Raw genomic sequence first — 12,730 nt, 5'->3', positions numbered from 1 at the left:
TAATAAAGCAAAATTCTATAAATTAATTTTTGTTACGGGCAGTCAATAACATCAAAGAAAGGTAATGTGTTTTGTCAGGAACTTCATTAACATCAAGATAGACAGCTTCACCATCCAACCCAAGTTTAGTAAAAAATTTTACATCCATTTTATCAAGACAACTAACCGTTTCACGCAATTGCGGAAAGTTACGATATGCTTTGAGGATAACAGCATTATCCACAGACTTAAGACTTTCAGCGAACTTATCCGGATCGGCAACGCCTGATGTTAAAAGAAGATTCTGCCCGGATTCAACTAAAACCTGTCGAGATTTGGCAGCCGCAGCTTGATATGATGTAATACCGGGCACAACTTCAAAGTCCACTTCCGGATAAAGTTTATTCATTGTTTGCATCATGTAGCCGAACGTTGAATAAATTAATGGATCACCAAGAGTCAAAAAAGCAGCTGTTTTACCACCATATATATACTCAAGAGCAATTTCACAGTTTTTATCCCACGCCTTACTCAAAATATCCTTATCACGAGTCATAGGATAGCCAAGTTTTACCACTTCACATTTATCAGAGATAAACTCTGAAGCTATCTGCAACGAATGTGAATAATCATTTTTGGTTGAGGATGCGGCAAAAACCACATCAACCTTTTCAAGAACCCGCACTGCTCGGACAGTGAGTAGATCAGAATCACCGGGTCCTACACCTATGCCATATATTTTACCTGAATTATTCATTTATTTCTCTTTTATCGAATAAAAATTTAGCCAGAATCTCAACAGCATCAACATTACGTGGACCTGGTCTTGAAAAGACTGACTCATCTACTTTTAAAGTTCTATTTGATGAAACTGATTTTAACATTTTAAAATGATTACGCTGTTGCAGTTTGACAGGAGATGGATTCATTCGACCAACCTGATAAACATAATTTTCAGGATCAAGACGAAAGAGTTCTTCCTCACCCATTCGCACAATTTTTTTAAAATTTCTTACGCAATTTCTAGCACCAGCCTTGCTGATAATGTCTGAAACAATAGACCCCTGACCGGCTGCAAGCAGATTAGGATAGCGCACTTCGAAGAAGACTGAAGGTCTATTCTTTAAGTCGGCACTCATTTCATGCACAACATCAAGCCGTTTCCGCATTGAATCTATTAGTAACGACGACCGGTCTTTTCTATCAATTAATATACCGATCCTTTCGATCATGGAAAACAGTTCCTCAAATGAGGACACCTTGAACATGGCACAAGATATTCCTTTTACTCTAAGCGGATCAAGCACAGTTGCCGCCTGAGATCTCCCGGCCATTTGCAATACCAGATCAGGCTTGAGGGCGACTATTAACTCTGGATTCGGACGCATATGCGTACCAATTGACGGCAGCACCGCTATCTGCTCAGGGTAATGATCAGCAGCTGTACGCCCCACAAGTAATTCTCCTGAATTCATAGAATACAGAACTTCATTAAAAGAACCATACAAGGCTACAATTCGTTTTGCAGGAGCACTTAATACAACATTATGCCCAAAGTCATCGACAATGGAAAAATCTGCATATGCTCCCAGCGTAGGTGCTACAAAACTAATTGTAGCAAGGAGAAAAAAGGACTTGAGGCACACCGGCCTCAGGGTGAACCACAATCTCAACAGAAACGTTATAAACATCTGAAATATTATCCCTTGTGATCACATCTTCGGGTGAACCATCGTGCAGAACTCTACCCGTAGACAAAAAAACCAGCCGATCAAAATAAAGTGCGGCAAGATTTAAATCATGGATAACACAAATGATAGTTGCACCAGCTGTATTCATTTTGCGAAGCATATCAAAAAGCTCAATTTTGCCTGAAACATCAATCCCAGAAGCAGCCTCATCAAGAAGCATTATGTCGGCCTGCTGTGCAACAGTGCGAGCCATTAAAACTCGCTGAAATTCCCCACCGGATAATTCTGAAACAGGACGATCTACAAGGTGACTGATACCGACAGTTTTAATTGCTTCACTACAAATAAATTCATCCTCAGAATCATAGCCGAAAAAACCAGATCCATGAGCGTATCGCCCCATCATAACCATCGATTTGACCGTCAGTCCAAACGCGGGCTCCACTCTTTGCGGTAAAACAGCCATAAGCTCAGCAAGTTTACGGGGGTGATAACTGTGAACATCTTCTCCAAGTACTTCCACGCTTCCAGCTGAAGGCTTAAGCACACCGGCAATTGTTGAAACAAGTGTTGTTTTACCGCTGCCATTGGGACCTAGAATTGCAGTCATGGTTCCGGCTGGAAATTCAAGATTCAAGTTTTGAAGAACCTTATGTTTTCCATATCCGGCAGAAAGCATTTTCACCTTAATCATGATCTGCCTCCGTTAAAACCGGACCGCAAAACCATACAGAAAAAAGGTCCGCCTAAAAGAGCAGTCACAACTCCAACAGGAAGCTCTTCCCCTCCAGATAATAGAGAACGGGCAATAACATCAGACCAAACCAGAAGCAGTCCCCCAAGAAGTGATGAAGAAACAAGCAATGGCCTGTGCTCTGCTCCTTGAAACATGCGTACCAGATGAGGGACTATCAACCCCACAAATCCGATTATACCTGAAACAGCTACAGCTGCGCCCGTAAGTAACCCGGAACCTATAAGCAGAAACATGCGTACGCGGGAAACATCCATTCCTAGATGACGGGCCTGAGTTTCTCCAAGTGAGAGGATATCAAGCTCCCGTGAATAATAGATCAAAGGAATCATTCCAGCGATAAAGTATGGCAGAAATAAGATCATATGATCCCAGCCACGTCCCTGAAAACTTCCCATAATCCAAAAAACTATACTGGTTACGGAATCTTCGTCCAGAGACTTGAGCAGAGAAATCAAAGCCGACAAAAATGTGGCGACGACTATTCCGGCAAGAACCATTGTCTCCCGCCTCAGCCTTCCACCAATCCTTCCCAGCATCAACACTGCGCCAAGTGCTACCATCGCCCCGATAAGGGCAGCCAATGGCAGAAGCATATTCCCGAACTCCTTCCACAAGCCGACTCCAAGAGCTGTAGACCCTGCAAAGATAGCAAGACTGGCCCCAAAAGCCGCACCGCTGCTTACGCCCAAAGTAAACGGATCAGCCAAAGGATTGCGTAAAATCCCCTGATAAACTGTTCCGGCTACAGCCAGAGACATGCCCACCAGAAAAGATAGACAAACTCTGCTAAGCCGTAAGTCTATAATAATAAACGATAGAGCTGAATCGACTTTTACTGCACCTAACCCCAAAGCGGACTTAAATACACTTAAAACCTGTGCAGGCTCAGTATTGTATGCGCCAAAAAGACAGGCAGCAAAAATGGATACAGGCACAAGCACTGACAGTACGACTACTGCAAGTGTTCTTCTGCCCTCTGCATTCATTCCTGCCACCTGTCCATTCATAAACTAATTGTTTCCAAGATGCTTGAAAGCAACCTTAAGATGATCAACCCATATATCGACAACCTGAGGAAATTCAGCTGAACCTTTCAAAACAGGTACGCATTTATACCCGGCTTTGGTCAATACTGATTTCCATGAGTCAGATTCATCACCCGCCATATCGTTGCGGGCATGATCTCCTGCGACAGACATATAAGGCATAAGATACACTTTTTTGGATTTACTCTTAGCAAGCATCGCTTTCACATCATCCAGAGTTGGAGAGCCCTCTACTGTTCCTACAAAAATCTTAGAATCAGCTTGAGCAAAATAATATTGGGAGGCGGGGTAAAAGATATTTGCAAAATGAGGAGTTCCATGGCCCATAAGAACCACAGCATCCTTTGATTTACGATCTTTAGGAATATTTGCAATAATTGCTTTAACAGTTCTTCTCATGTCAGTATCAGAAAAAAGAAGTGGCTTACCAACAGTGACCTTAGTCATCCCTTTAGGCATACCTTCAAATTTCTTAACGGTTTCAACAATTCCGGAATACTCTTCACCTGGAATTGTATGTAAAGACTGCACAGCAACATGAGTGAAGCCCTCATCCATCATTTTAGACATTGCGGTAACGGGAGAATCAACAATTCGACCGTTTTTAGCCAGAATATTTCTGATAATAGCTGACGAAAAAGCCCACCGAACCGGAACATCAGGGAAAGCCTTTTTGACAGCCTTATCGATATTCTCAAAAGTAATCTGAGCTTCATCCATGCTGGAACCGAAAGCAGCCAGCAGAATACCTTTCTTAACAGGTTTAGCATCACCGTGACCGGCAAGAGCCAATGAGGGAATAGCGAGAAGAACAATAAGAATAAGTGCGGGAAAAATTTTAAATTTGTCCCCAAAACGATACTGCATAACAGTCTCCTGGAATTTGGGGGGCTTAAATAAAAGTGCAGCAACCGGACAGCATTAACTGACCGAAGCAATGTTTGACAGATAAAAGCCCCGTTATCAGTCAAAATAATTATGATTTGCACCTAGGCAGGTCTTCCGACTCGTCCCATTCATACCAGGCCTTCCCGAAATAAATTTCAGTGGCACACCAGAATCGTAAAAACACGATTCACGTGGAGTGAATTATCAAGGACTCACGGCGGCGGGTCCGTTCCCGAATTCAACGGGATTCCCTATTAAGCTCGTGAGAGCACCTCAGGCAACTGCGTAATATTATTCTTCAGACACTCTGTCAATAAGTTGATTTGGTGACCTTCTGGCTGTTTTTACCGCAAGTGGGCTATTACCGATTCCAGGCCATATGCGGATCATACCAAAGAAGGCTCTAAGGAATGTCCAGAGACCTGCAACCAGCCATATCCAGAGAAGCATCCGCTCCGGCTTGTAATAATTAACGACAAAAAGAGCGCACGAACTGACCAGAACAGCTATCAGCATAGCATTGCGCAAATATCTAAAATCTCCTGTCCCTAAATGGATACCATCGGTAGCAAATGAAAGAGAATTTACTGGCTGCAAAAAGGTAACGGCAAGCCATGCAGGAGCGAAAACCATTGCAGACTCCTGTGGTACTAACACCCAGGCAACAGGTTGCTGACCAAAGTACATAACAACTGTCAACAAGATCCCTGTCACAAAACTCCATTTACAGACTAAAGAAGCAACTTTTCGCGCAGTATGCCGATCTGCACTACCAATAAAATAACCTACCAGCGATTGCCCACTGATAGCAAAAGAATCTAAAAAAAGAGCCAAAAACACAAAAAATTGACGAATAGCTTGATGTGCAGCACCTGCCTCAGCCCCTGCTTTCGTAGCAAATCTGGTACAAAGTAACAGGAAGAAACAAACCCCTCCGGTACGCACAAACATATCACCGCCGATAACAAATAACCGACGAGCATCAGCTAGGTTAAAACCTAAATTAACTCCATAGTGTCTTTTGACCACTAAGACAGCCCATACTGCACCTATCCATTGACTGATAGAACTGGCCAATGCTGCCCCGCCAACACCCATTTTAGTAAATGGTCCATGGCCAAACACAAGGCTCCAGTCAAGAGCTACATTAAAAAGGTTAATCCCTACAGCAATCCATAGCGGAGAGCGCATGTCCTGATACCCGCGTAAAGCTCCAAAACACGACAGCATAACCAGAACCGCAGGAGCTCCAAGCAAACGATAATCCATATAATCAGTTGCATAACCAAGTACTTCAGCAGAACCGCCCATAAGTCGTGCAATACTTGGCAACAGAGGATAAGCACAAATACTAAGTGTCAATCCAAGTCCTATTGAAATAAATACCGCAAGCCAGCACAGAGAAGAAGAACGCTTAAAATCTTTTTTACCTATAGCATGAGAAACTTCAGTCTGTGTTCCTACCCCAAGAAATCCAAATACCCAGAATACAGAAGAAAAAACCATGGTACCAATACCTAGAGCAGACAACTCTTCTGATCCTAGGCGGGCCACAAAAGCTGTATCGACCAACCCTGTTACAGGCTCAGCCACGAGAGAGAATAGAACAGGAATAGCCAAAGCAAACAAAGTTTTATTCGGTTTGTCCTCAAAAGGATGCTTCTTATCAGTGCTATAAGTTGCCATCGTTTATCCAGAATTATATCAATCAACATGTTAGTAAAAAATAGTCATGAATCATATAAACCAAAAAAGCGAGGGAGCTGTTCTAAAAACAACTTCACTCGCAATAATCGAATAAGAAACTTCCATTAAAAATGGAGGGGCTGATAAGGAAGAGTCCAAAGGATAGAATCTATCCTTTGGACTCCAGAGCCATGCTCCGCCTACAAATTTTTAATTACAGCTTCGCCCATTTCGGTACAGCCGACAAGGGTTCCACCTTCATCCATAATATCACCAGTACGCAAACCCTGAGCAAGAGTTTTCTCTACAGCTGCTTCAATACAATCTGCTTCTTCAGTCATGTTGAAAGAATAACGAAGCATCATAGCAATTGAGAGAATAGTTGCCAGAGGGTTAGCTTTATTCTGTCCAGCAATGTCAGGAGCTGAACCATGAATAGGCTCAAAAAGGCCAGGATTTGATTCACCAAGTGATGCAGAAGGCAGCATTCCGATAGATCCGGTAATGACAGCAGCTTCATCAGAAAGGATATCACCGAATAAATTTCCAGTTACGATAACATCAAACTGGGAAGGATCACGTACGAGCTGCATTGCTGCGTTATCAACGTACATATGACTGAGTTCAACATCAGGATAATCTTCTGCAACTTCAATAACAATCTCACGCCATACACGTGAAACATCAAGAACGTTGGCTTTATCAACAGAACAAAGACGTTTTTTACGCTTACGAGCAGCTTCAAAAGCAACTTTAGCAATACGTCTTACTTCGTGCTCATAGTAAACCATCGTATTGTAGCCCATGCGTTCGCCATTTTCTTCTTTGGTCCCACGCGGTTCGCCGAAATAGATTCCACCGGTAAGTTCACGAACAACCATAACATCGATACCTTTAGCGACGATGTCAGGACGCAGAAAACAAGCATCTTTAAGCTGTGGAAAAAGAGCTGCAGGACGAAGGTTTGCGAAAAGTGAAAGTTCTTTACGAATACCAAGCAAACCTTTTTCAGGACGAATTGCAGGATCAATAGTATCCCACTTTGGTCCACCAACTGCGCCTAGCAGAACTGCATCAGCTTCTTTGCAGGCTTTAACAGTTGCATCAGGAAGAGGAACACCCGTTTCGTCAATGGCAATCCCGCCGATTAGAGCCTCGGTAGTTTCAAAGTTATGACCGAACCTATCAGCTATAACATTGAGAACTTTAATGCCCTGTTCCATTATTTCAGGCCCGATTCCGTCACCGGGCATCATGCAGATTTTCATTATTCTAAATCCTGTTCTTTAATTTTTACAACCCAGTGGAGAATTTCATCCCCCGCCATACCTAAACTTCTCTGCCATGAAGCTGAAAAGTTCTTCTTAAATTTACTGTCATCAGAAAAAACTGAATAGTTCCCCTCAGGCAACTTGCAACACCATATATAATCACCCTGCACTGTAAAATTTAACTTCCCTGAATCAGATGAGATAAAGCCATTCATGGAGTCAGGAGTTTCATTCACGATACAGCCGTAAACATCTACGGCCCGAGCAGGAGTAACTGCACAGAGTATTAATATGAATGCCAAAAAGAGGAACTTCATAATCAACTCTGATTAATTTGACAGACGCTCTTTAACGTATTCCACCAATCCGCCACAGTCGAGAATTCCTTTCATAAATGGAGGAACTGGCGCACAAGTGATAACTTCACCTGTAGTGATATTTTTAATTATACCTTTCTCGGCATCAACTTCAAGCTGGTCGCCGTCTCCGAGTTTCTCGAAATCATCTCCGACTTCAAGAAGGATAAGCCCCATGTTAAAGCCATTACGATAAAAAATACGGGCAAAACTCTTAGCGACAACAACTGGAATTCCGGCTCCTAATATGGAGATTGGAGCGTGTTCACGAGATGAACCGCAACCGAAATTTTCATCGGCAACCATGATGTCATTCTTCTTTACACGTTTAATCCATCCGGCTTCGAGGCCTTCCATGCAGTTAGCACCAAGTTCAGCAGAATCAGTGGTAACCAAAAAACGGGCTGGGATGATAGCATCAGTGTCAATATGCGCCCCTACTCTGTGCGCTGTACCTTGAATAGTCATATTATATTTCTCCTTGAAGAGCATTGCTCCATCTTAGAAACTTTATATCAATTAATATTACAGGGCTGCAGGGTCGATAATTTCACCGGCAACAGCACTTGCTGCAGCAACAGCCGGATTAGAGAGGAAAACTTCACTCTGCAGACTGCCCATGCGTCCCCTGAAATTACGGTTGGTGGTGGCAATGGACCTTTCACCACCAGCAAGAATACCCATATGTCCACCGAGACAAGGACCGCAGGTTGCAGGTCCTACAATTGCTCCGGAATCCATAAAGATCTCAATCAGACCTTCTTTAAGTGCCTGTTTCCAGATAGAAGGAGTTGCAGGAAGAACGATTAAACGAACATTTTTGTCAGCTTTACGCCCCTTGAGTACTTCTGCTGCAATACGCAAATCGGAGATACGTCCATTTGTACAGGAACCGATTACAGCCTGGTGAATTTTCATATTCTTAACTTCATCTATAGGCTTAACATTATCTGGAAGATGCGGACATGCAATCTGGGGCTTCATGCCGGTAACATCTATTTTAACAACGCGCTCATAAACAGCACCTTCATCAGCACGAAGCTCTACATCTCCAGTTCTACCTGCAGCCTGGCAATATTCAAGAGTCTTTGAATCAACAGGAAACAAGCCAACTTTACCACCAGCTTCAATTGCCATGTTGGCAATAGTCATACGTCCTTCGATAGACATATCGTCAACGACAGAACCACTAAATTCGAGAGCTTTATATAATGCTCCAGAAACACCGATAGTACCGATAAGGTTAAGGATATAATCCTTAGCGCTCACATATTTACCGGGAGTTCCTTCGATTTCAACTTTGATGGACGGAGGTACTTTAAACCATGTTTCTCCAAGAGCCATTGCTCCGGCAATATCGGTAGATCCCATCCCGGTAGCAAATGCTCCGAGTCCGCCGTAAGTACAAGTATGAGAATCAGCTCCGATTACTATATCTGAAGGGCCTACAAGACCTAACTCGGGAAGCAGCGCATGCTCTACACCGACTTCTCCACCTTCGTAGTAGTGAGTAATGTTCTTTTCATGAGCAAATTCGCGGACAACTTTGACCTGTTCAGCGGAATCAATATCTTTGTTAGGGGTGAAATGGTCACAAACAAGGGCAACTTTATCCTTGTCAAAAACCTGATCCGCACCCATAGCCTTAAATGACTTAATAGCAAGAGGGGCGGTAATATCATTGGCCAGAACCATGGAAACATTGCAGCGGACAATCTGCCCGGCTTCCTTAACTGTTTCGTCGGTATGGGCCTGTAAAATTTTCTGAGCTAATGTTTTAGGCATTATTTTTCTCCTGTTTCATACGTTCAACTCTGTTTATGGCATTTATATAGGCTTTGGCACTGGCAACAATAACATCCTCGTCAGAGCCACGCCCAATCGATTTTATACCGTCATCTTCGATGTGAACAGTTACAGCACCCTGAGCATCAGTACCGCCGGTAACTGCGTTTACAGAATAAAGTTCCAATTTAGGCTCACGATCCACCATTTTATTAATAGTAGAAAATACAGCATTAATCGGACCGTCACCAAAACCAACTTCCTGAAGTCTCACCGGATTATCTTTATCCTTACTGAAATCTTCAAGAATAATTGCTGCGTGAGGTGAGACACCTGAAGTCCCTGAAAAGACAGAAAGCTCTTTTACCCGATACAAATCGTGGATGCGATAAGCTTCTTCCAGTACCAAAGCTTCAACGTCTTCATCAAAAATTTCTTCTTTTTTATCTGCCAGAGTCTTTACTGCCGCAAAAACGGCCGAGATCTGTTCATCATCCAACTGATATCCCATCTCGGAAAGCTTGGTACCCAGGGCATTTCTACCGGAGTGTTTACCAATTACAATGGATGTGCCCTTTTTACCGATGGATTCCGGAGTCATGATCTCATAAGTCTGGCGGTTTTTCAGCATACCATCCTGATGGATACCAGACTCATGGGCAAAAGCATTCGCTCCGACTATAGCTTTATAAGGCGAAATTGGCTGACCTATTGTAGTTGCCAGTCTGCGGCAGGATGGAAACAGTTGTTCCGTAACAATGGAGGTTTCTACATCATAGTAATCTTTGCGGGTATGCAAAGCCATAATGACTTCTTCCAAAGCTGCATTTCCTGCCCGCTCGCCAATACCGGACAAAGTTACTTCGGCCTGCCTTGCTCCGGCTTTTATCGCTGCCAAAGTATTTGCAACGCCCAAACCAAGATCATTGTGACAATGAACACTGAAAATAGCTTTATCGCTGTTAGGTACCGTTTCCAGCAGGTAAGAAATCAGTTTTCCAAATTCTTCAGGCTGCGCATAGCCAACAGTATCAGGAATATTGATTGTAGTTGCACCTTCTTCAATAGCTGCTTCAACGACTTGCGCCAGAAAATCCCAGCGCGAGCGGGAGGCATCTTCAGCAGAAAATTCTACGTTTGGAGTTAATGATACGGCATGACGCACGGCTTTGCGAGCCATTTCCAGAATTTCATCAGGTTCTTTATTGAACTTATGCTTCATGTGGATATCAGAAGTAGCCACAAAGGTGTGAATTCTAGGGTTCTTAGCATGCTGAACAGCTTCATAAGCACGATCAATGTCAGCTTTTAAAGCACGACAAAGTCCGGCAACCTGAATATCTCCAACAGATTTTGCAATCTGGCTTACTGCTTCAAAATCACCCTGACTAGCGGCAGGAAAACCTGCTTCAATAATATCGACACCCAGTAATTCAAGCTGATGTGCCATGGTGATTTTTTCACCCATATTCATTGTTGCACCGGGGGACTGCTCGCCATCACGCAAAGTGGTATCAAAGATATATACTTTATCAGACATGGTTCTATCTCCTATTTAAATCATGCAGAAGACGTATCTCTCCTACACAATATAATAATTATAAAAATAATGTAACTTGGAATTAAGCTTAAGTACCGGAATTATTACCGTCCTCTAAAGAATTGTGGCGCGTGGTAAGTTATCTGAAGTGTACTCCTACACAGGATAACTTATGACAATTCTTTGGAGGACTTTCCTAGTAGCTTACTGCTTCTGCGGGATAGAAAAAAAACAGTGTAAATAGGACCGGATACTAGGTATCCAGCAAAAATAATGAAGCCCAGAAATTTGGGCTGTGAGGCAACCATTGCACAAAGTACAATCACAGTTACCATAGAGCTGAAGGGATGCGCTTTGAACATTCCAAATTCTTTGAAGGAATTGTAACGAACAGAACTCACCATCAGAAAAGAAAGGCAATATACAAGCACCAGGGTGAACATTGGAAGAACAACCTGAGCAATATTTACAGGAATGAAAGGAGCAAACAAAACTAAAGTAGCCAGAGTACAGCCTGCCGCTGGAATGGGCAGTCCGATGAAATGAGCCTTAGATGTTGTAGCTGCCTGCACATTAAAACGGGCAAGTCTGAGTGCTCCGCAGGCGATCAATAAGAAAGCTGCCAGCATACCCAGTCTGCCAAATTGTTGAAGCTGCCAATGATAAACCATGAACGCAGGAGTAACACCAAAGGCGACCACATCAGCTAATGAATCAAGCTGTACGCCGAATTCACTGCTTGTTCCTGTCAACCTTGCAACTTTTCCGTCAAGTCCGTCAAAAAGACAGCTTACCAGAATTGCTACAGCACTCAACTCGTATTGTCCATCCACAACCCAGTTCATCGCAAGAAACCCGCAAAACAGGCTTGAGATGGTAACTAAATTGGGCAGGATGTATACGCCCTTGTGCTTTGGTATTCTTTTTTCCTTTGCCATGAAAATCGTTTAACCTAACTTCTTATGAAATGCTATTGTTTTCGCAAATGAAAATTAACTTTTTTTTGCGAGTGCTGTTTCGCCTGCAACAGTCTTGTCACCGACGCCAACGAGAGGTTCATACCCCTCCGGAAGGTAAAGGTCAACCCGAGAACCGAATTTAATTAAACCATAACGATCGCCACGTTTGAGTTTATCACCCTTCTCTGCCCAGCAGACAATGCGACGCGCGATAAGTCCAGCAATCTGAACCATTGTAAAACGCTGATTTCCTTTACCAATAATTTCTACAACATTACGTTCATTATCAGTACTGGCTTTATCAAAATCAGCATTAATGAACTTACCTGGTATGTAGCGGATACGCTCAATCTTTCCTGAAACAGGCATGCGGTTAACATGAACGTTGAACACATTCATAAAGATAGCAATGCACTGACGTTTCTCTCCACTCAAAGGATCTTCAATATACTCAACCTTGATAACTTTACCATCAGCAGGTGAGACAACAGCGTCAATGTCTTCAGGTGCCACCCTTTCAGGGTCACGAAAAAAATAACCTACAAAAGCGGTCAGACACAGAAGAATAAAAGTAATAACCCAGCTTCCAAGTAAAGCGGAGCATAGTGTTGTGAAGGCACTTAAATAAATATAAGGCAGCCCTTCAAGGCTGACACCGATGGAAGGTTGACGCATGTTTTTCTACCTTTGGCGATTGTATTTTTTATTTCAACCCAATTTTTGGTCTTAATTATTTTTGATTGCTGATTATGCTTATATCCCGATAAAAACA

Annotated in this window: 13 protein-coding genes and 1 riboswitch; all 13 genes read right to left on the bottom strand. The window is 42.9% G+C overall.

The window, feature by feature from the left end; genetic code table 11:
* Positions 1-22: 22 nt before the first annotated feature.
* The 13 genes from cobI to H589_RS0111920 all read right to left on the bottom strand — a co-directional run bounded on the left by cobI (position 23) and on the right by H589_RS0111920 (position 12,633).
* Entirely contained in the window at positions 23-736 is a 714-nt protein-coding gene (cobI, locus tag H589_RS0111980; protein ID WP_027722236.1) for a precorrin-2 C(20)-methyltransferase, read from the bottom strand.
* Positions 729-1,625, bottom strand: a complete 897-nt coding sequence (locus tag H589_RS0111975) for an ABC transporter substrate-binding protein (protein ID WP_245577135.1) — start codon at positions 1,623-1,625, stop codon at positions 729-731. The genes cobI and H589_RS0111975 overlap by 8 nt, the downstream gene beginning before the upstream one ends.
* Positions 1,588-2,364 carry an ABC transporter ATP-binding protein gene (locus tag H589_RS0111970; protein WP_027722234.1) on the bottom strand — a complete coding sequence of 259 codons (777 nt, stop codon included), beginning with the start codon at positions 2,362-2,364 and terminating at the stop codon, positions 1,588-1,590. The genes H589_RS0111975 and H589_RS0111970 overlap by 38 nt, the downstream gene beginning before the upstream one ends.
* A complete protein-coding gene (locus tag H589_RS0111965) occupies positions 2,361-3,434 on the bottom strand; it encodes a FecCD family ABC transporter permease (protein ID WP_425411463.1) in 1,074 nt (357 codons plus the stop codon). The genes H589_RS0111970 and H589_RS0111965 overlap by 4 nt, the downstream gene beginning before the upstream one ends.
* Before the next feature lie 3 nt (positions 3,435-3,437).
* Positions 3,438-4,340 carry a sirohydrochlorin cobaltochelatase gene (locus tag H589_RS0111960; RefSeq protein ID WP_035076006.1) on the bottom strand — a complete coding sequence of 301 codons (903 nt, stop codon included), beginning with the start codon at positions 4,338-4,340 and terminating at the stop codon, positions 3,438-3,440.
* Between the two features lie 108 nt (positions 4,341-4,448).
* Positions 4,449-4,652, bottom strand: a riboswitch (cobalamin riboswitch).
* The gene (locus H589_RS19745; RefSeq protein ID WP_051249737.1) at positions 4,653-6,047 is read right to left on the bottom strand and encodes an MATE family efflux transporter; all 1,395 of its coding nucleotides are present in this window, start codon (positions 6,045-6,047) and stop codon (positions 4,653-4,655) included. It lies immediately after the preceding riboswitch.
* 200 nt (positions 6,048-6,247) lie between these two features.
* A complete protein-coding gene (gene leuB / locus H589_RS0111950) occupies positions 6,248-7,315 on the bottom strand; it encodes a 3-isopropylmalate dehydrogenase (RefSeq protein ID WP_027722231.1) in 1,068 nt (355 codons plus the stop codon).
* The gene (locus H589_RS0111945) at positions 7,315-7,635 is read right to left on the bottom strand and encodes a hypothetical protein (RefSeq protein WP_027722230.1); all 321 of its coding nucleotides are present in this window, start codon (positions 7,633-7,635) and stop codon (positions 7,315-7,317) included. Before H589_RS0111945 ends, leuB begins: the two co-directional genes overlap by 1 nt.
* A 12-nt stretch (positions 7,636-7,647) precedes the next feature.
* Positions 7,648-8,142, bottom strand: a complete 495-nt coding sequence (locus H589_RS0111940; RefSeq protein ID WP_027722229.1) for a 3-isopropylmalate dehydratase small subunit — start codon at positions 8,140-8,142, stop codon at positions 7,648-7,650.
* A 57-nt stretch (positions 8,143-8,199) separates the two neighbouring features.
* The gene (leuC, locus tag H589_RS0111935) at positions 8,200-9,459 is read right to left on the bottom strand and encodes a 3-isopropylmalate dehydratase large subunit (protein WP_027722228.1); all 1,260 of its coding nucleotides are present in this window, start codon (positions 9,457-9,459) and stop codon (positions 8,200-8,202) included.
* Positions 9,452-10,999, bottom strand: a complete 1,548-nt coding sequence (locus tag H589_RS0111930; protein WP_027722227.1) for a 2-isopropylmalate synthase — start codon at positions 10,997-10,999, stop codon at positions 9,452-9,454. Before H589_RS0111930 ends, leuC begins: the two co-directional genes overlap by 8 nt.
* 170 nt (positions 11,000-11,169) lie before the next feature.
* Complete coding sequence (gene pssA / locus H589_RS0111925) at positions 11,170-11,937, bottom strand: CDP-diacylglycerol--serine O-phosphatidyltransferase (RefSeq protein WP_027722226.1); 768 nt, start codon at positions 11,935-11,937, stop codon at positions 11,170-11,172.
* Positions 11,938-11,991: 54 nt separating this feature from the next.
* Positions 11,992-12,633 carry a phosphatidylserine decarboxylase family protein gene (locus tag H589_RS0111920; RefSeq protein ID WP_027722225.1) on the bottom strand — a complete coding sequence of 214 codons (642 nt, stop codon included), beginning with the start codon at positions 12,631-12,633 and terminating at the stop codon, positions 11,992-11,994.
* Positions 12,634-12,730 lie beyond the last annotated feature (97 nt).

Source organism: Maridesulfovibrio zosterae DSM 11974 (assembly GCF_000425265.1).
GTDB classification, from domain to species: domain Bacteria; phylum Desulfobacterota; class Desulfovibrionia; order Desulfovibrionales; family Desulfovibrionaceae; genus Maridesulfovibrio; species Maridesulfovibrio zosterae.
The sequence above is the reverse complement of the archived record's forward strand: the minus strand, read 5'-3'. Positions and strand labels throughout refer to the sequence as shown.